The sequence below is a fragment of the Halorubrum xinjiangense genome (assembly GCF_049604745.1).
Lineage (GTDB): Archaea > Halobacteriota > Halobacteria > Halobacteriales > Haloferacaceae > Halorubrum > Halorubrum xinjiangense_A.
This window is the reverse complement of record NZ_CP187140.1, coordinates 1,397,423-1,415,041: the sequence shown is the minus strand read 5'-3', so window position 1 is coordinate 1,415,041 and position 17,619 is coordinate 1,397,423. Positions and strand designations below refer to the sequence as shown.

General features: G+C 70.8%; 17 protein-coding genes. 6 read left to right on the top strand and 11 right to left on the bottom strand.

The features are described 5' to 3' along the window. Positions 1 to 81: 81 nt before the first annotated feature. The gene (locus tag ACOZ35_RS08215) at positions 82 to 999 is read right to left on the bottom strand and encodes a hypothetical protein (RefSeq protein WP_424015890.1); all 918 of its coding nucleotides are present in this window, start codon (positions 997 to 999) and stop codon (positions 82 to 84) included. 128 nt (positions 1,000 to 1,127) lie between these two features. Then, positions 1,128 to 1,997 (bottom strand): CheF family chemotaxis protein, encoded by an 870-nt coding sequence (locus tag ACOZ35_RS08210; RefSeq protein WP_424015889.1) that lies wholly within the window; start codon positions 1,995 to 1,997, stop codon positions 1,128 to 1,130. A 239-nt stretch (positions 1,998 to 2,236) separates the two neighbouring features. Here ACOZ35_RS08210 and fer point away from each other — a divergent pair, with 239 nt between their 5' ends. The 3 genes from fer to ACOZ35_RS08195 all read left to right on the top strand — a co-directional run bounded on the left by fer (position 2,237) and on the right by ACOZ35_RS08195 (position 4,490). Beyond that, complete coding sequence (gene fer / locus ACOZ35_RS08205; protein WP_004596710.1) at positions 2,237 to 2,626, top strand: ferredoxin Fer; 390 nt, start codon at positions 2,237 to 2,239, stop codon at positions 2,624 to 2,626. Positions 2,627 to 2,865: 239 nt separating this feature from the next. Beyond that, a complete protein-coding gene (locus ACOZ35_RS08200; RefSeq protein ID WP_424015888.1) occupies positions 2,866 to 3,258 on the top strand; it encodes an Htur_1727 family rSAM-partnered candidate RiPP in 393 nt (130 codons plus the stop codon). Further along, complete coding sequence (locus ACOZ35_RS08195) at positions 3,255 to 4,490, top strand: TIGR04347 family pseudo-SAM/SPASM protein (RefSeq protein WP_424015887.1); 1,236 nt, start codon at positions 3,255 to 3,257, stop codon at positions 4,488 to 4,490. Before ACOZ35_RS08200 ends, ACOZ35_RS08195 begins: the two co-directional genes overlap by 4 nt. Positions 4,491 to 4,528: 38 nt before the next feature. Here ACOZ35_RS08195 and ACOZ35_RS08190 read toward each other — a convergent pair whose 3' ends face one another. The 3 genes from ACOZ35_RS08190 to ACOZ35_RS08180 all read right to left on the bottom strand — a co-directional run bounded on the left by ACOZ35_RS08190 (position 4,529) and on the right by ACOZ35_RS08180 (position 6,489). Continuing rightward, positions 4,529 to 4,693 (bottom strand): hypothetical protein, encoded by a 165-nt coding sequence (locus tag ACOZ35_RS08190; protein WP_424015886.1) that lies wholly within the window; start codon positions 4,691 to 4,693, stop codon positions 4,529 to 4,531. 69 nt (positions 4,694 to 4,762) lie between these two features. Beyond that, on the bottom strand, positions 4,763 to 5,371 hold the full coding sequence (locus tag ACOZ35_RS08185; protein WP_424015885.1) for a helix-turn-helix domain-containing protein: 609 nt from the start codon (positions 5,369 to 5,371) through the stop codon (positions 4,763 to 4,765). Positions 5,372 to 5,472: 101 nt separating this feature from the next. Next, positions 5,473 to 6,489 carry a hypothetical protein gene (locus ACOZ35_RS08180; protein ID WP_424016052.1) on the bottom strand — a complete coding sequence of 339 codons (1,017 nt, stop codon included), beginning with the start codon at positions 6,487 to 6,489 and terminating at the stop codon, positions 5,473 to 5,475. Positions 6,490 to 6,722: 233 nt separating this feature from the next. On the opposite strand from ACOZ35_RS08180, the gene ACOZ35_RS08175 reads away from it, so the two are divergent. Further along, positions 6,723 to 7,556, top strand: a complete 834-nt coding sequence (locus ACOZ35_RS08175) for a geranylgeranylglycerol-phosphate geranylgeranyltransferase (RefSeq protein WP_424015884.1) — start codon at positions 6,723 to 6,725, stop codon at positions 7,554 to 7,556. Positions 7,557 to 7,640: 84 nt separating this feature from the next. Here the strand turns inward: ACOZ35_RS08175 and yciH are convergent, their stop codons facing one another. The 6 genes from yciH to ACOZ35_RS08145 form a co-directional block, all read right to left on the bottom strand. Continuing rightward, on the bottom strand, positions 7,641 to 7,934 hold the full coding sequence (gene yciH / locus ACOZ35_RS08170) for a stress response translation initiation inhibitor YciH (protein WP_004596695.1): 294 nt from the start codon (positions 7,932 to 7,934) through the stop codon (positions 7,641 to 7,643). A gap of 54 nt (positions 7,935 to 7,988) precedes the next feature. After that, positions 7,989 to 10,274, bottom strand: coding sequence for a transglutaminase domain-containing protein (locus ACOZ35_RS08165; RefSeq protein ID WP_424015883.1), 2,286 nt, complete (start codon positions 10,272 to 10,274; stop codon positions 7,989 to 7,991). Further along, positions 10,271 to 11,437: a DUF58 domain-containing protein gene (locus ACOZ35_RS08160; RefSeq protein ID WP_424015882.1), complete on the bottom strand. Its 1,167-nt coding sequence runs from the start codon at positions 11,435 to 11,437 to the stop codon at positions 10,271 to 10,273. Before ACOZ35_RS08160 ends, ACOZ35_RS08165 begins: the two co-directional genes overlap by 4 nt. 31 nt (positions 11,438 to 11,468) lie before the next feature. Then, the gene (locus ACOZ35_RS08155) at positions 11,469 to 12,488 is read right to left on the bottom strand and encodes an AAA family ATPase (protein WP_424015881.1); all 1,020 of its coding nucleotides are present in this window, start codon (positions 12,486 to 12,488) and stop codon (positions 11,469 to 11,471) included. Between the two features lie 388 nt (positions 12,489 to 12,876). Next, on the bottom strand, positions 12,877 to 14,928 hold the full coding sequence (locus ACOZ35_RS08150; RefSeq protein WP_424015880.1) for an ATP-binding protein: 2,052 nt from the start codon (positions 14,926 to 14,928) through the stop codon (positions 12,877 to 12,879). A gap of 139 nt (positions 14,929 to 15,067) precedes the next feature. Then, a complete protein-coding gene (locus ACOZ35_RS08145; RefSeq protein ID WP_424015879.1) occupies positions 15,068 to 16,408 on the bottom strand; it encodes a dihydroorotase in 1,341 nt (446 codons plus the stop codon). A gap of 180 nt (positions 16,409 to 16,588) precedes the next feature. Here ACOZ35_RS08145 and ACOZ35_RS08140 point away from each other — a divergent pair, with 180 nt between their 5' ends. Continuing rightward, a complete protein-coding gene (locus ACOZ35_RS08140; RefSeq protein ID WP_424015878.1) occupies positions 16,589 to 17,158 on the top strand; it encodes a hypothetical protein in 570 nt (189 codons plus the stop codon). 66 nt (positions 17,159 to 17,224) lie between these two features. Then, complete coding sequence (locus ACOZ35_RS08135; RefSeq protein WP_424015877.1) at positions 17,225 to 17,464, top strand: hypothetical protein; 240 nt, start codon at positions 17,225 to 17,227, stop codon at positions 17,462 to 17,464. The last annotated feature ends 155 nt before the right edge of the window (positions 17,465 to 17,619 follow it).

The following is a 17,619-nucleotide window of genomic DNA, read 5'->3' as shown; positions in this document are numbered from 1 at the left end:
CGCGACGGAGCCGGGGTTCACCGAGATTGTACTCACATGAGAAAGCTTGTCTCCCACCGAGACGGCGACCGCGCGGGCCCGTCAGCGCCCGCCGTCGGTCATCGCGACCGGCTCGTCCGCGTCGGCGTCGGCCGTCGCTTCCGCCGCCGACTCGGTGCTCGACGCGGGGTCGGCCGCGGTGTCCGTGACGGCGAACTCCGTCCAGAGCGTGGCGACGACGACCGCGTACGCGACGAGGTCGTAGTGGACCGCCCCCTCCAGCCCCGTGAACGCGGTCAGCGTGCTGTATCCGTACAGCGCGACGACGCCCCCGACGAACGCGACCTCGTTGGTGAACCGGCCGTCGCGCACGGCGGCGGTCGCGCGGCGGATCGCCGGGCCGCAGGCGACGAGGAACGCGAGCCCCGAGAGCGCGCCGAGGTTCACGAAGAAGTGCGTCGTCATCGCCGAGTCGAGGATCGACTGGAGGTACTGGACCGTCACGGGGTCGTAGAACAGCCACTCGACGCGGGTCGGGTATAACACCGCGACGTACGGCGTCGCGACCATCAGGCCGAAGAGGACTGCGACCGCGACGCGGGCCGACGCGAACTGCGACGCGCGCCGCGCTTCGAACGCCTCGTCGCCGGGCGCGACGACGAGCCCGCACGACTCGAGGGTCTCGCGGAGCGCGTCGCGCGACAGAGACGGGTCGTGGTGGACGCCCACCGTCCCGTTGCGCCGCGTCGCGGAGGCGTCGCTGACGCCGTCGACGTCGCGCAGGACCGCCTCCAACAGCCCCTCGCGGCGGTCGGTGTCGATCCCCTCGACCGAGAACGTGTCGTGGTCGTGGTCCGCCGGCACGCGGGCCGTTCGCGGTCCCGAGTCGACGGCCTCGCTCGGGGCCGTCTCGCCGGCGGGCGAATCGCCCTCCTGCGCCCCGGCGAGCGCGTCGATTCCCCGTTCGCGGACCACGGCGTCGAGCGGCGTCTCGCCGCCGCGGTGGTCGTTATCTCGCATGAGAGATACCTACGGTTACAGGAGCTTGAAACTTCCCCCGGGCCGAAGCCTCGCGTTCGGCCTCGAACGGGTCAGGACCGACCCACAACCGCGCCGAGTTCGACCCTTGACCGCGTCGCGTCCGGCTGTCAAGCGTTCACCGACTCGAGGTAGGAGCTCACGATCATCTGTCCCTTGCGGGTGAGCGCGGCCCCGCTCTCGCCGTCGGCGACGAGGTCGGCCTCTCGGAGCGTATCGAGGATCATCGACGTCTGGGTGACGTCGCCGGTGACCACGTCCGCGATGTTTGCCTCCCCGCCGGCCGAGTAGATGGAGACGAGAATCTCCAGCTGCTCTTCGGTCGGGTCGAACGAGTCGAGCTCCTCCATCGCCTCGTCGTACTCGGTCTTGATGTACCGGCCGAGGACGTTGAGCGCGCGCCCGTTCGGCACGGTCGCGATCGACGTGACCGTCTGGCCGTCGGCGACGTGCCGGAAGACGAGCGCGGGCCGCTTTTTCCCGCCGAGAGTGCGGTCGGTGCGCTCGTAGTCGATCACCGCGGAGAGGTCGACGGTGAACGGTTCCGGGCAGTTGTCGAACCGGATCTCGCCCGGCGCCACCGACACCGATGCGCGGTGGTCGCTCGCGTCCGTGACGCGCCCGCCGACCTTCGCCGGGTGCCGCACCGTGACGGTGACGTTCCGCAGCAGCGCTTTGAACAGCAGCCTGACGAACTTCTCCATGTCCTCGGGCTCGCCCTCCACGAGCGCCGTGCGCCGCGACCCGTCGCGCTCGTACGCGACGGTAACGCTGTCGTTGAAAAACGAGCGCAGGTCGCCCGGGACGCTCCCGACAACGACGTCGAACACCCGCGAGAGGGGGACAGTCTCCTTCCCGTCGTCCGTCGCGATGACTAACCGCCGCTGGCTCAGCAGGACGCGGCCCGTCACCGGCTCGTCGGTTCCGAAACTCGCCGCGTGGACGCGGCCGACGAAGTCGGCGACGACGGACTCCTCCATCGACGGTTACTGAGCGCTGTACGCTATTTATTGTTACTCACCTTGTATCAGTCGTGATAATGGTTTGTCACGCGAGCGGCCGCGGACGGATCCGCGCGGCGAAGGCGAGGATCGGGCGCTCCGACCCCCGCCGTCGCCGCCGAGACGAGTCGAATATGTTCGGTCGGCGACGGTCGCTCGGGAGGCGGTCGGGTGGGGAACAGCAAAGCCTAATGAGGTGGGCATCAAATCGGCAGGTGATGCCCACAGTAGAATACCTCAACTACGAAGTGCTCGACGACCACGGCTGGTCGATGGACGACGACAACCTCTTCGAGGAGGCCGCCGACGCCGACCTCGACGCCGAGGACTACGGCACCCTCGAAGTGAACCAGGGCGAATACATCCTCGAATCGGCCGAGGCACAGGGCTACGACTGGCCCTTCTCGTGCCGCGCCGGCGCCTGCGCGAACTGCGCGTCCATCGTCAAGGAGGGCGACATCGAGATGGACATGCAGCAGATCCTCTCCGACGAGGAGGTCGAGGAGAAGAACGTCCGCCTCACCTGTATCGGCAGCCCGGCCACCGACGAGGTCAAGATCGTCTACAACGCGAAACACCTCGACTACCTGCAGAACCGCGTCATCTAAGCGGCTCTCTCCTGCGGTGACAGGCCGTTCTCACGCGGGATCGCGCCGCCTGCGGTCCTCGCATCTCACCCCGCTTCGGTAGCGGCTGGTCCATCGTTCGTCGTCTGCCGATCGCCGCTCCCCCCCTCCCGAGCGGCGACCGCGCCGCACCGCCCTCCGTCGCCCGAACCTGTTCGGGCGAATTTCGCGGCCGTGAGAACGCGCGAAACCCCGTTCGGGGGACCGTCCGTATCGGGGGTATGGTCGAGAAGACGAACCGAAGCGAGGACGCGAACGGGCCCCGGTCGGCCGACGGCCGCCGGTTCGAGGTGTTCATCCGCGAGGAGGAGTCGGACCCGCTCCGCCACGTCGGCACCGTCGCCGCGCCGACGCCGGACGTCGCCCACGAGGAGGCGAGCAAGCTCTTCGCGTGGTACGCCCGCGACGTGTGGGTGTGTCCGGCCGCGGAGGTGTCCCGCTACTCCGCGGAGTCGCTGGCGGGCGACGAGGAGGGGGGCGACGAGTCGTCCGACGACGCCGACGAGCCGCGCGTCTACGAGGAGACCGAAGGGACGCCGACGGTCGCGTGCGGCAGCGCGCCGGTCGACGAGGAGGAAGACGCCGCGGAGCCGCCCGCGGAGGGATCGCGATGATCTCCGTCAGCAAGCTGCTCTGCGGGCTCGACGCCGAGAGCGACGGGCTGCGCTACGACGCGGCCGACGGCTCGAAGGAGCCGCAGATAACCGAGGAGAAACAGCGCCGGCCGGTCGTCGTCTGGAACACTACGAAGCGGTGCAACCTCTACTGCGAACACTGCTACGCGGGCGCCGACACCGAGGGCGCCCCGAACGAGCTGTCGACCGCCGAGGGGAAGGCGCTCATCGACGACCTCGCGGAGTTCGGCGTCCCGGTCCTCCTCTTCTCCGGGGGCGAACCGCTCGTCCGCGAGGACCTCCCGGAGCTCATCGCGTACGCCGACGACAGCGGGATCCGGCCGGTGCTCTCGACGAACGGCACGCTCCTCACCCGCGAGCGCGCCCGGGAACTGAAGGAAGCGGGGCTCAAGTACGCCGGCGTCTCCGTCGACGGGCTCCCCGAGCGCAATGACCGGATCCGTGGCGAGGAGGGGGCGTTCGACGCCGCGGTCCGCGGCATCGAGGCCTGCCTCGACGTCGGGCTCAAGACGGGGCTCCGGTACACGATCACCGAGCACAACGTCGACGACCTGGCGGGCGTCGTCGACCTGCTCGCCGATGTGGGCGTCGACCGCTTCTGCTTCTACCACCTCGACTACGGCGGCCGGGGCGCCGACATCTCGAACGTCGATCTCTCGCCCGAGGCGACCCGGAAAGCGGTCAGGGACCTCTGTGACCTCACCCGCGAGTACCACGAGCGGGGCGAGGAGATAGAGACGCTGCTCGTCGGCAACTACGCCGACGCGGGCCACCTCGTCGAGTACGCCGACCGCGAGATGGGGACCGACCGCGCTCGGCTCATTTATCAGTATCTCCGACGCAACGGCGGCGACCCGACCGGCGAGCGCGTCGCGGACGTCGACCCCGTCGGCAACGTCCACCTCACGCAGTTCTGGCAGGGGTACTCGCCCGGCAACGTTCGCGACCGCTCGTTCGGCGCCATCTGGTCCGACGAGTCGAACCCGCTTCTCTCCGGGCTCCGCGAGCGAGAGGAGCGCCTCTCCGGGCGCTGCGCCGACTGCGCGTACCAGTCGATCTGCCGCGGCGGCTCGCGGCTCCGCGCGCTCTCGGCGCACGGAGACCCGTTCGCGCCCGACCCGAAGTGCTACCTCACGGAGTCGGAGCGCGCCGGCGAGGAGGCGCTCGCGCGGATCGACGGCGGGGACCGATCCGCGCCAGCGGACGACTGAGCCGGCTTCGGGCACGCTCGGCGTGCCGTCGCTGTTCCCTACTCCTCGTCGCCGGCGGTCCCGGACTCCCCTCCCGTGCCGTACTTCGCCGAGAAGCGCTCCGCGGGCACCTCGCCGCGCGCGACGCCGATTGCGTCGCGCACGAGCTCGACGGTCGCGTCGTCTCGGACCGGCTCGACGGCCGGCGGATCGTCGTCGCTCATGGCCGAACGGTGACGGTCGCGCCCCCTCGGCGTCCCGCTTTACCGGTGTACCGATTTAAAGGAGACCCCTCACCGCTCGGCGCCGTCGAAGACGTCCGTCACCAGCTTCGCCTGCGCGGTGCGCAGCCGCTGGGAGAGCGCGGACTTACTGATACCGAGTTCGTCGGCGAGCTCGCTCAGGCGCACGTCGCGGTCGTCGTCGAAGTAGCCGCGGACGACCGCGAGCTCGAGCCCGCGGCGCTGCTTCGGCGTCAGCGCGGAGAGGTCGAAGGTGACCTGCTCGGTCGCGTCCGGCCCCTCGACGACCGCCAGCCGGACGAGTCGCACTCGGTCGACGACCCCGCGAAGTGCCTCGACCAATCGGCGGACCGCGGCCCGGTCGTCGACGTACGCGGTGACGAGTATCGTCCCGTCCTCGACGCGCCGGAAGTGCGGGACGCAGCCGAGCCCCCCGAACGCGTGACAGAGGCAGTCGGCGTCGACCTCGCCGGTCCCGCGGCGCACGTCGCCGTCCGGCGTCGTCACGTCGACGACGCACTCGTCGCCGACCGCGTTGACCGCGACCTCCGCGGCCTCGTCGGCCTCGGAGACGATCGGACAAGCGCGGTCGCCGGCCGGGTCAACGTCGAGGTCGACCCGCAGGCGACGGTCCCCCTCGGCGCCGGCGGCGTCGGACATGTCAGTTGCTACGGACGGCGTCGGTTTTACTTTTCGGCGGATTCCCGCGATCCGGCGCGGCGGTCGACGGGTTTAAAAATCGGCGGGCGCTCGCCCGCGCCTCAGTCCTCTGACTCGGGGGCGGCCTCCTCGGCCGCGGGCTCCTCGGCGGCGCCCGAGTCGTCTTCGCCCTCCTCGGAGCGCGCGGCGACGAGGGCGCCGCTGGCGACGCTGTACATCGGCTCGTCGGCCGAGCGCACGCCGCTGATCGAGAACGGGATGTTCGCGTCCGCGAGGTGGTCGGCGAACAGGTCCTCGAACCCGTTCGGGCTGGAGGTGCCGCCGGTGACGACGACGGGCACGTCGAGGCCCTCCTCGACGTCCTCCTCGTCGACCTCGCGGGTGATGTTCTCGATGACGTAGTCGAGCAGGTTCTCGTAGTAGATGGCGAGCGCGCCCTCGACGCCGCCCACGTCGGTGCGGAAGTCGAGCTCGAAGTCGTCCTCCTTGATGCTCGTCACCTTGTCGACGGGCGTGCCCGTCGCCTGCGCGGTCTGCTCGTCGACCCAGTCGCCCCCGCGGGCGATGGAGAACTTCATCACGGGGACCGCGTAGTAGGCGAGACAGACGTTGGTCATCCCCGCGCCGAAGGAGATTCCGAGGCCGGTGAAGTTGTTGTCGGCCAGCTCGGAGTAGATGACGGCCATCCCCTCGTTGATCGGCTCGGGGTCGTACCCCATGTCGCCGAGCATCGATTCGAGCGTCTTCTCGTGGTACAGCGTCGTGAGCGGCGAGTCGATGGGGTCCGCGGGGCTGGAGTAGAACAGCCGCTCGTTCGGCTTCGAGGGCTCGCCGACCACCTGCTCGGTGATCAGTTTGATCATCGGGATGGCCGACGCCTCCTCGCTGGAGAGGATCCCGTGTTGCATCGGCCGTCGGGTCTCCTTGTTGAAGATGTTCGCGAAGTTCAGGGCGTCGTCGCCGACGACGTACACCTTGTCGTCCTTGCGGATGTGGAGGACGTCGCTGCGCGAGAGCATCTGCTCAGCCATGTCGCTGTACTCGATCTCGACGAAGGAGTTGCGCTGCTGTACGAACACCGTCTCCGCGCCCTCTTGCCGTCCGGAGAGGATGTTCATCGTGCCGACGTCTAAGCCTTTGGCCATGTCCGTGTGTTTCATTTCGGACCTGATAAACGTTCGTGGCAGACCGACCGACAACCGTCCGAGGCCGGACGAACACCTTCGGGAGGGGGCGACCCCTCGGCGACGAATCGACCCCGCGGGGACAGACAGCCCTCGGCGCGTCGCCCGTCGAGTCGCCGACCGATCCCGCACCGTTTATTCCCCGCGGGCGGGAGTACGCGGACGACGTGCGAGACACGCTCCGCGGTATCGTCGAACTCGCGCGCCTCGGCAACTGCGTCGCGGCCGGGGCCCTCACGGCCACCGGCGCGTTCGTCGCGGGCGCGAGCGGCGCCGCCCTCCCGACCGCGCTCGCGGCCGCGACGACCGCATTCGCGGTCGCCGCGGGCAACGCGATAAACGACTACTTCGACCGCGAGATCGACGCGGTCAACCGTCCAGACCGGCCCATCCCGCGGGGCGCCGTCTCGCCCCGGGGCGCGCTCGCGACCGCGACCGTCTGGTTCGCCGTCGCCGTCGCGGCCGCGGTCTTCCTCCCGCCGCTCGCGATCGCCATCGCCGCGGTGAACCTCGTCGCCTTGGTCACCTACACGAGCATTTTTAAGGGGACCCCCGGCCTCGGCAACGCCCTGGTCGCCTACCTCGTCGGCTCGACGTTCCTGTTCGGCGGGGCCGCCGTGGGGAACCCGCGTGCGGTCCTCGTCCTCGCCGCGCTCGCCGGGCTCTCGACGTTCACCCGCGAGGTGATCAAAGACGTCGAGGACGTGGCCGGCGACCGCGAGGAGGGGCTCGCGACGCTCCCCATCGCGGTCGGCGAGCGCACGGCGCTGTGGATCGGCGCCGCCGCGCTCGTCGTCGCCGTCGCCGTCAGCCCCCTCCCGTACCTCACCGGGACGCTCGGCGCGGCGTACCTCGCGGTCGTCGCGGTCGCCGACGCGGTCATGCTGTACGCGACCTACGAGAGCTTCGCCGATCCCGCCGCGGCGCAGCGACGATTTAAATACGGCACCTTCCTCGCGGCGGCGGCGTTCGTCGTCGGGCGGGCCGTCGTGGTGGCGTGAGGGACAGCGCGGTCGCTCGTCGGCTAATCGGGGTGAAAAACTGCGCGGAGAAGCGGCGCTCGACGGCGGACGGTCAGGTGACGGTCACGCGACGTTGAAACCCTTGTCGCGGAGGAAGTCCTCCACGCGACCCGAGTGGTTCCCCTGGAGTTCGATGGCGCCGTCCTCGACGGTGCCCCCGCAGGCGAACTTCGACTTGAGATCCGACGAGAGGGAGCTCAGGTCCACGTCCTTCGGGTCGAATCCTTCGATGACCGTTACCTCCTTACCGTACCTGCGCTCGTCGATGCGGATGCTGATCTGCTGGGACTCTTTCGCGACGTCCTCGCAGACGCAGAGTTCCTGGGGCAGTCCGCACGTCGAGCAGACTTCCGACATTACAGCCCGAATCTACAGGACGCCCGTATTAAATAGTGTCGGGAAGCCCCCCGATCAGCGGACGAACCGCCCGATGAGCGGCAACCGTTCGAGCGCGAGCCGACGGACGGCCCGCCGGGCCGCGTCGGCCTCGTCGCGGGTCACCGATCCGGCGTACGCGGCGCGCTCGTACGCTTCCGCGACGATCTCGACGCGCTCGTCCGCGCCGAGCGTCCGGACCGCGTCGACGTAGCGCCGCGGGGTCTCGCCCGGTCGCCGCTCGCGGTAGCGCCCGGCGAGCAGCCGTTCGAGGTCGGCGAACGCCCGCTCGGCGTCCGCCGCCGGCTCGCCGCGCCGCCGCGGGAGCACCGGACCGATCCGTCGGCTGGCCCGGCTCGGTATCCCCGTTCGGCGGGCGCCCGCGACGCCGAGCCCCACGACGAGCAGCCAGTAGAGCGCGGTCTCCGGGTCGGGGAGCGGGAGCCCCTCTCCGTCTCCGTTCCCGGAGCCGTCGGGCCGGTCGTTCGGCGTGAGGCCCTCCGACTCCGCCCCTTCGAGGCGGGAGATGTCGGTGGCCGATCCCCCCTGCGAGCCGTTGGTGTCGTTCGCGTCCGCCGCCGTCGGGCCGGCGGAGTCGTTCCCGTCCGTGGTCGGTCCCGACTCGTTGCCGATCGAGTCCGGGCGGTTCGAGCCGGCGGCCGCTTCGAGCGTCTGATTGGGCGCGGACGCCTCGGTGTCGACGTCTTCGGCGCCGTCGGCGCGCGCCTCCGCGAGCCGGGTGTCGCGCGCCTCGTCGCGGGGGTCCGAGGGGGTCGGGTCGAACGCCACCCAGCCGTGGTCGGGCACGTAGATCGACACCCACGCGTGGGCGTTCTGTCCGCGGACGACGTACTCGCCGTCGCCCACCCGCTCGCCGGAGGTGTAGCCCGTCTCCATCCGCGTGGGGATCCCCTGCGACCGGAGCATCGCCGCCATCGTCGTCGCGAAGTACACGCAGTAGCCGGCGTCCATCTCGAAGAGGAACGCGTCGGCGACGTCGCCCTCGGGCCGCTCGACGGTCAGCGAGTAGTCGTACTCCGAGCGCAGGTACGCCTCGACGGCGGCCGCCCGCTCGTACGGCGACTCCGCGTCCGCCGCGGCCGCGATCTCCTCGGTCCGCTCGCCGACCCGGTCGGGCGTGCTCTCGGGGAGCTGGGTGTACCGCTCCTCGATCGCGGTTGGATAATCGGTGCTGGCGTTCCGGAGCGTCGCGGGGTCGGCCTCGAGGACGCGGCTCTCGACGGTCACCTGATCGCCCGGTTCGAGCGAGTTCGCGAGCCGGAGGCTGCCGCGCTCGTCGACCTCGACCGCGCCACCGCCGGAGGCCGCGACCGGCTTCCACGGCGCCGGGAGCGCGCTCGACTCGGTCTCCGCGCTGATCGTCGTCTCGACGCTGTCGTTCGCTCCCGGCGGGCCCGGCAGCGTGCCGTTGACCGCGGACCGCTCGCCGCTCCTGACCCAGCCGTCGCCGGTGTAGGTGTCGTACGCTCCGGTGTGCCAGTTCCGCTCGACGGGGCTCTCGATCGTGTACCGGACCTCCGGGGAGAGCCGCGTGGTGCCGACGACTTCCAGCTCGTCGTCGCCGCTCAGGCTCGACTCCAGCGTCGCCGAGCCGCGGTCCAGCCCCAGCGGATCCGCCGCGCCCGCCGGGATCACGGTGACCGTCGCGCTCGCGACGACCATCGCCGCGACCACCAGCGCGAACGTGCCCGCGTGGCCGCGGCGGCGGCTCGGCGTCGACAGCGTGGAGAGCCCCACCGCGAGCGCGAGGCCGACGACGCCGGCGACCGCGGCGCCCGTCCCGGCGTCGCCGGTGAGCACGAGGAAACCGAGCGTTCCGCCCGCGACCGCCGCGGCTGCGACGTGGCGTCCGCGTCCCGCGAAGTAGCCGACGAGGAACGTCGGCACCGGCGCCACCGCCAGCACCCAGACGTCCGCGAGCGCCAGCCGCAGCACGGAGAGCCCGGTCGACAGCGCGAGGACGTCCAAGGCGACGCTCCGGACGGTGAACAGCGCGCGCTGACTCTCGGGGATCGCGAAGAGGTACCCACCCAGTCCGGCGACGAGGACCGCCCCGGCCAGCAGGACCGCGGTGCGCTCGCGGAGACTCCGCGCCAGCGCGATCCCGCCCAGCCCGGCGACCGCGACGACGCCGGCGGTTCGGCCCGTTCCGCCGACGACGTTCGTAATCCGGAAGAACACGGCGAGGTACGCCGCGGCGACGACGGCTACGCCGACGACCGCCGGGTCGGCCAGCCGCCGGTTGATCCCGTCGGAGTCGGTCCGGGAGCGCCGCTCTCGGACGGACGTGCCTCGGCTCACGGCGACGCCACCTCCCGCTGGTCCGTCGCTCCGTCGGCTCCACTCGGGTCGGAGCCGTCGCTCGCCGTGCGCTCATCCTCCGCCTCGCGGCGCAGGTCCGCGAACGAGACCGACCGGTCGCCCGTACGCAAGCTGCTGCCGTCCGCCCCCGCGACGATCGTCACGTCGGCCTCGTCGTCGGTCACCGCTCCCGGACCGGTCCGCGCCGCGAGCTCCAACACCTCGCGTCGGCCGCGCCCGCCCGGCGCCGCCGAGACGCGCCCGCCGGGCAGTCGCACGTCGACCGGGACGCCGTCGTCGAGCAGCGCCAGCGCGAGGCTCGCCGTCGCCCGCGCGAGCTCGTCGGCCGCGGCCGCGCTCGCGGAGCGATCGCCGTCCGAATCGCCGTCGGAGCCGCTGGGACGAAACCCGGCGACTCCGCCGGCGTCACCGCCGCGAACGTCGGTCCCCCCCGCGATCGTCACGCGGTTCCGAGCGGTCTCGGCCGCGAACTCCTTGACCACGATCTCGTCGCGCTTGGCGGTCGTCGCCCAATGGACGTCGCGGACCGCGTCGCCGCGGGCGTACTCCCGGAGGCGGTCGAACTCCTCGCGCTGCCGGCTCACGTCGACCGCGTCGGCGGCGTACAGCTCGCGGCGGAACCGCGTCGGGACCGGGTCGCGAGGCGGGTACACGGTGACGGTGTCGGTCTCCTCGACGACCAGCTCGCGCTCGAAGAGGCCGAACACGTCGGTCACGGTGAGCTCGACCGGGCCGAGCGTCCGCTCGCCGCGCTCGCGGTACGTGACGGCGTACGACACCGGCTCTGTGCCGACGGACGCCCGGATCGGCGCCGTCGGCCCGTCGAGCCCCTCGTCGACCCGGACCAGGACGTCGGCGAGGAACGAGGGCCCGCCCGCGTCGCCGCTGTCGCCCCGCGCGGCATCGGGGCCGAACTCCAGTCGGACCTCGGGCGTCTCCCCGACGAACCCGTCGGGGGGCGTCACGTGTCGGACCGCAGGGAGGTCGACGCGCGACACCTGAACGTAGCCCGCCGCGAGCGCGATGGCGACCGGGATCACGATCGCGTCGAGCGCGCGCCCGCCGGCGGCGAGTGCGCTAGCGGCCGCGACGAGACCGACGAGGCCGGCGACGCGTCCACGGCGGGTGAGGTCGGGCGTCATCGGGACGAGAGGGGTGTCGGCGTCATCGGCGTCACTCCACGCGGATCCGGTCGAGCGCGTCGTCGACGACGTCCGCGCCGTCGGTCCCGCCCGACTCGGTCCGGATGCGATGCGAGAGCACGGTCGGCGCCTCGGTCTGGACGTCGTCGGGGATCACGTACCCGCGGCCGTCGAGCGCGGCGCGGGCCTGCGACGCGCGGATCAGCGCGAGGCTCCCGCGCGGGCTCGCCCCGAGCTTCGCGTTCCGGCGGGTGAACACCGCGAGCCGGGCCACGTACTCCCGGACCGCCTCCGAGGCCTCGATCTCGCCGACGGTACGGCGGGCCCGCCGGACGTCCGCGATCGTGGCCACGGGCTCGACCGCGTCGAGCGGGTGGTCGCCCGTGAGCCGTCCGAGGATCGCGGCCTCCTCCTCCGTGTCCGGGTAGCCGAGGCGGATCTTCTTCGTGAAGCGGTCGACCTCCGCCACGGGGAGTTCGTACGTCTGTCCGGGCTCGACGTCGTTCTGGGTCGCGATCACGCAGAACGGGTCCGGAAGGTTGCGGGTCGTCCCGTCGGTGGTCACCTGATTTTCCTCCATCGCCTCCAAAAGCGCCGACTGCGTCTTCGGCGGGGCCCGGTTGATCTCGTCGCCGAGGACGACGTTCGCGAAGATCGGACCGGGCTGGAAGTCGAACTCGTCGGTGCGGCGGTTGAACACGTTGACGCCGGTGACGTCGGAGGGCAGCAGGTCGGGCGTGAACTGGACGCGCTTGAACGAACCGTCGATCGAGCGCGCGACCGACTTCGCGAGCGTCGTCTTCCCGACGCCCGGCACGTCCTCGACGAGGAGGTGGCCGCGCGCCAGCATGGTGATGAGGACGTGTTCGACCGCCTCGCGCTTGCCGACGATCACGTCCTCGACGTTGTCGGCGATCCGCTCCGCGAGTTCGGCCACCGCCGCGGGCTCCATCGGGGGGTCTCCGGCGGCGCCGTCGTCCGGAGCGACCGCTCCTGAGTCGCTCTCCCCGACGCCCGCCCCCAGCGGCCCCGGCTCTCTCGGGTCAGTCATGGCGTCGCCCGTCCTCGCGGACCGCGGTCCGAGCGCGCGCCGGTCTCCCCGACGGCGACACCGCGGTCCGAGCGCGCGCCGACGCGCCGGAGGGAAACCGTGCGAGTGATCCCCACAGTCATGGATATGGAGCGGGTAAGGGTGGAAGCGGCATATGCGTTCCGCCGACGCCTCGGCGGCGCGTGTCTCCGACCGATCCCGACGGGTTTGGAGGCGGCTCTTGGACCGCGGCACTCGTCGCCGCGTGACCCGCTCCGGCCCGACGTGGGCAGTACGGACACAGCGGTGAGAAACGCCGGGAACGGGTGAAGCGGATCGGTTCGGCTGTCGTGTATACGCGAACGAGCAGCGTCGCTATCGGTGGTTTATAAGCGATCGTCGCCGTCGCTCACGACGCTTTCGGGAGGCGAATCGCGACCGTCGTGCCCTCGTCCCCAGCCGTCGTTTCGAGCTCGCCGTCGAGGCTGGTGACGATCCAGTGGATCAGCCACAGACCGAGGCCCTCGCCGTGAACCAGCGGCGTCTCCACGCTCGACCGCAGGACGTCCCGTTCCGCCTGGGGGAGTCCGGGTCCGTTGTCCCTGACGGCGATCGTCACGTCCGTCTCGGTGACCGTCACGTCGATGTCGACGACTGGCGGGTCACCGCCGTGCTTCGCGGCGTTTTCGAGGACCTCCCACAGCGCCGTCTTGAGGCGCTCGTGGGTCTCCGCGACGACGGCGTCGGGCGCGTCGATGGTCACCGACGCCTCGGGGTGTTGCATCCGCAGTTCCGAGACGGTGTCCTCGAGCAGCGGGACGACGTCGACCGGTTCGAGTTCGGGCGACAGCTCCCGGTACTCCTCGAGACGCTGCGCCGACTCGGTCAGGTCGAGCAGCTGGTCGGCCGTGTCCTTGATCTTCGTCGCGTTCTCGGCGTCTTCGCCGCTGAGTCGGCCTTCGAGCATCTCCGCGTACCCGGTGATGATGCCCATCTTGTTCCGCATGTTGTGGCGCAGCACGCGGTTGATGACGCTGATGAGCCCCTCGCGCTCCCGGCGTTTCGTCGCGTCACGCACCATCAACTGGACGCCGACGATGTCGTCCGGCGTTCGCTCGGCGGCGGGAACGCTCCCCTCGTAAATGGGGACGCCTCGCACGTCCGTGAACACGGTGGTCCCGGCTTTCGTCTCCAGCGGGAAGTCCCGGACCGTGTTGCGTTCGCCGTCGAATATCGGCGCGATCTCCTCCCACGCGCGTTCGACCGTCGCCTCGTCCGGGAGAGTGACCGAAACCGGTTGCCCCTCGAGCTCCGCCGGCGAGTAGCCGAGGAACTCCTCCACGGACGGCGAGGCGAAGGTGAACCGGCCCTGCTCGTCGATTCGGAAGACGAAGCCGAAACTGACGTCGATGACGCCCCGGTAGAGTTCGTTCTGCTCGTTGACTTCGGCCTCGCGCTCGGCGAGCTGGCGGCGCTGGCGCTCCGTCTGGGTCACGTCCGACAGCAGCACGATCTGCGCTCCGGCGTCGCCGAGCGTGGCGGTGCTCGTCGAGACGAAGTAGTACCGCTGGTCGCCGGCCCGCTCGCGCTCGAGTATCTGGTCGTCGCTCTCGAGGGCCTCGACGACCGACGGAACGGCCTTGGCGAGGCGGTCGCCCGTCGACTCGCCGAGCTCCGGGAACACCTCCCCGACGCTCGCCGAGTAGTCGCGGACGCGCCCCCGTTCGTCGAGGTAGATGGAGAGGTCGTCACCGAACGACGCCCGCTGGACCGCGAGGAAGCGGCGTTCGAAGACGAACAGCACGCCGACCGCGAACACTGCCACACCGATGGGCGCGTAGATGATGTTGATGAGCAGCGGCGTGAACTGAGCGGCGATGTCGAACACGACCGGGAGCCCGATCAGGACCGACAGCGCGCTGAGGGGCCGAGTGTCGTACCCCGATTCGAAGAAGAGCTGGAAGATGATGAACAGCCCCACCGCCGACAGCACGTACGACAGGCCCGTTGCGGTCCAGTGGAGCACGTTGTGTTCCACCGCGAGGTGGACGAACGGCGTCGACACCTCACTCGCGGTGAAGTACGCCCCGTGGATGGGGTTCGTGGCTTTCACCGCGATCACGGTGAGAAAGACAGCCGCACTCGCTCGTCGTAGCGATGTGTCGCGGTGGTAGGCCCGTCCGGAGTAGGCGGAACAGAAGTAGAGCCACGCCCAGACGGTGGCGAACCCGATGGCGAGTCCGACGATGTACGCCGGCACGCGGAACGAATCGGGGAGCAGGAACCCGGCGGCCCTGAGGAGCGCCCACCCGCCGGACGTGGCGAGCAACCCCACGAGCCCCCGGCGGACATCGGGGTCCTGAAACTTCTGCGCCCGACCGATAGCGGCGAAACAGACGATACCGCTGAGCGCGAAGACGCCGGTGTACAGTTGTCCGACGACACCGAGATCGTGGAGCATCCACCCTGATTGACTCCGTTCTGACGGTAATAAACGTCGGTTCGCGGAACACGGATCGGTCCCGCGGGAGCGTCTCGCGGATATCCGACCGGCGGATGAGTTTCACACCGCGACCCCCGTCTCAAATCCCGATCGCGACCTACCGCTCCCGCACGTTCCGGCCGACGGGTTCGCCGAACGACTCCGCGCCGGTGACCGGGTCGCGCTCGTAGACGACCTCGCCGCGGACCGTCGTCAGCTCCGGGAAGACGCCCAACAGCCCCTCGAAGGGGGTCCAGCCGGAAGCGCCGTGGAGCGCGCCGGCCTCGATCTCGCGCGGGTCGGCGGTGTCGACTAAGACGAGGTCGGCGTCGCGCCCCTCGGCGACCCGCCCCTTCCGTTCGAGGCCGAAGATCTCGGCGGGGTTCGCCGCGACGACGTCGCGGACGCGCTCCATGGAGAGGTTCCCCTTCCGGACGGACTCCAGGAGAAGCGGGTACAGCGTCTCGACGCCGGGGACGCCGCTCGGCGCGTCGACGAGCCCCTGCCGCTTCTCTTCGACCGTGTGCGGCGCGTGGTCGGTCGCGACGACGTCGACACCGCCGTCGCGGAGCCGCTCGAAGACGGCCGCGCGCCGCTCCTCCGAGCGGAGCGGGGGGTTCATGCGCCCGAACGTTCCGAGCCGGCGCGCGTCCTCGCGCGAGAGGAAGAGGTGGTGCGGCGTCACCTCGCAGGTGGGCCCGGCGTCTCCCGTTGCGTCCCCTCGCGCCGCGACGACCGCGTCGATCCCCTCGGGCGTCGACGTGTGCGCGATGTGTACCTGCGCGTCGCTCTCGGCGCCGGCGTCGAGCGCGCGCTCGACCGCCGCCGCCTCCGCCTCGGCCGTCCGGTAGGCGGACCACGCGTCGGCGATCGCGGCCGTGCCGACGCCGCCGAGGTCTCCATCGAGCGCCGACTCGTCGAACAGCGTCGCGTCCTCGGCGTGGACGGTGACCGGCACGTCGCGGGCCGCGGCCGCGTCGAGCGCGTCGGCGAACAGGTCGGCGTCGATCCCCATGTCGCCGGTCGAGTCAGCGAGGAACACCTCGCCGAGCGCGAAGAGAGGGCGCTCGAAGAGGCTCTCGGGGTCCCAGTCGCCGGTGACGCCGCCGTTGATCCCGTAGTCGACGAGCGAGCCGGCCGCGAGCGCGGCCTTCTCGTCGAACGCCGCGCCGTCGACGGTGGGCGGCGAGGTGTTCGGCTGGTCGACGACGGTCGTGACGCCGCCGGCGGCCGCACTCTCGGAGCCAGAGGTCCACGTCTCCTTGTGGCTCCCGCCCGGCTCGCGGAAGTGGACGTGGACGTCGACCGCGCCCGGGAGGAGGTGTCTGCCGCGCGCTTCGAGGACGCGCTCGCCGGCGTCGGCGCCGAGCCCCTCGGCGACCGCGGCGATCCGTCCGTCGTCGCCGATCCGCACGTCTCGAACCCGGCCGTCGGCCAGCGTCGCGCCCGTGATGAGCATCGTTGTCGACCGGTCGCGGCGAGCGGGATAAACGCTGGTGGTTCCGGCCGCGGGGTTGGCGGGGGAGGTGGCAGGGAAGTGGAGAGCGGTGGGGGGAGGCGGCGCGCGGCGACCGCGACCGGTGAGGATCCGCCGCGGGCCACCACAAGACGTTTGCCGCCCGCGGCGACTCTCACGCGCATGGCCATCGCCCTCCCCGCGCTTCCGTCGGTTTTCCCCCCGCTTCTGACGGCCCTCCAATCGCTCTCCGGCTCGGTCTCCCCCCTCGCGATCTCCGGCATCTCGGACTCGGTCGTCGGGTGGCTGTGGACGGTCGCGCTGTTCCTCTTTCCCGGGATCGTCGCCGCTGGGTTGTGTGCGCCGTTTCTCGCGACGATGCGCCTCCGGGCGCTGTTCGACGCGCTCCCGCCGGCGGGACGCGTCTTGCCCTCGTATCTCGGGGTGTCCGTCGGGCTCTCGGTCCCGTACATCGCCGGTGTCGGCCTTACCGTCGCGTACGCCGGTGAGGCGGGCCCCGCTTGGAGCGAGGGGTTCCTCACCACGGCGCTGTTCGGCGCGGTCCTCGTCGCCCTCGTCGCGCCGGCGGTCGCCGTGATCGGCCTGCCGCGACTCGGCGTCGACTGGGACCCGACGGGGTACGGCTACTCGACGTGGCTCCTCCTCGTCGGCGCCGGACTGTGGTACGCGGTCGTCGCCGCGGTCCCGCTCGTCGCGCTCGCCGTCGGCATGGCGCTGCCTGGCGGGTACTGACCGCGGTTCTCCGGGGCGTCGAGATTCCGTAACGCTTTGTTGGCTCGCGCGACCACTGCTCCGCGCATGTTCCCCGCACCATTCCGACTGTTCTTCGTCGCCGTCCCCCTCCTCGTCGCCGCGGGCGCGCTGGCGATGGCGGCGTTCCCTCGCAAGATGACGAGCTGGCAGACGCGCTCGCCCGACGGCTCGACGCAACGGATCGAGCCGAGCGACACGCGGATCCTCATGATGCGCGTGATGGGTGTCGTCGTCGCCGCCCTCGCGCTGTTCATGCTGTACAGCGTCTTCACCGTGATCCCCTGACCGGCAGGCGGCGACCCCCGTGGCCGGCCACCCCTCTCGAATACGTCGACCCGTCGCGACGGGACGGAGACGCTCGGTACTCCGTTCCTACGACAGGTATATATGGTCTGCTTCTCTTATCATAATAATAATAATCATAAATTTTATCCTACACT

Bases quoted from the DNA above. Each gene is read 5' to 3' on its own strand.
- ACOZ35_RS08210 (WP_424015889.1), bottom strand. From the start codon at position 1,997: ATGGAGGAGTCCGTCGTCGCCGACTTCGTCGGCCGCGTCCACGCGGCG.
- ACOZ35_RS08145 (WP_424015879.1), bottom strand. From the start codon at position 16,408: ATGCTCATCACGGGCGCGACGCTGGCCGACGGCCGGGTTCGAGACGTG.
- ACOZ35_RS08215 (WP_424015890.1), bottom strand. From the start codon at position 999: ATGCGAGATAACGACCACCGCGGCGGCGAGACGCCGCTCGACGCCGTG.
- ACOZ35_RS08195 (WP_424015887.1), top strand. From the start codon at position 3,255: ATGATCTCCGTCAGCAAGCTGCTCTGCGGGCTCGACGCCGAGAGCGAC.
- ACOZ35_RS08135 (WP_424015877.1), top strand. From the start codon at position 17,225: ATGTTCCCCGCACCATTCCGACTGTTCTTCGTCGCCGTCCCCCTCCTC.
- ACOZ35_RS08185 (WP_424015885.1), bottom strand. From the start codon at position 5,371: ATGTCCGACGCCGCCGGCGCCGAGGGGGACCGTCGCCTGCGGGTCGAC.
- ACOZ35_RS08160 (WP_424015882.1), bottom strand. From the start codon at position 11,437: ATGACGCCCGACCTCACCCGCCGTGGACGCGTCGCCGGCCTCGTCGGT.
- ACOZ35_RS08180 (WP_424016052.1), bottom strand. From the start codon at position 6,489: ATGAACATCCTCTCCGGACGGCAAGAGGGCGCGGAGACGGTGTTCGTA.
- fer (WP_004596710.1), top strand. From the start codon at position 2,237: ATGCCCACAGTAGAATACCTCAACTACGAAGTGCTCGACGACCACGGC.
- ACOZ35_RS08200 (WP_424015888.1), top strand. From the start codon at position 2,866: ATGGTCGAGAAGACGAACCGAAGCGAGGACGCGAACGGGCCCCGGTCG.
- ACOZ35_RS08155 (WP_424015881.1), bottom strand. From the start codon at position 12,488: ATGACTGACCCGAGAGAGCCGGGGCCGCTGGGGGCGGGCGTCGGGGAG.
- ACOZ35_RS08190 (WP_424015886.1), bottom strand. From the start codon at position 4,693: ATGAGCGACGACGATCCGCCGGCCGTCGAGCCGGTCCGAGACGACGCG.
- ACOZ35_RS08150 (WP_424015880.1), bottom strand. From the start codon at position 14,928: ATGCTCCACGATCTCGGTGTCGTCGGACAACTGTACACCGGCGTCTTC.
- yciH (WP_004596695.1), bottom strand. From the start codon at position 7,934: ATGTCGGAAGTCTGCTCGACGTGCGGACTGCCCCAGGAACTCTGCGTC.
- ACOZ35_RS08140 (WP_424015878.1), top strand. From the start codon at position 16,589: ATGGCCATCGCCCTCCCCGCGCTTCCGTCGGTTTTCCCCCCGCTTCTG.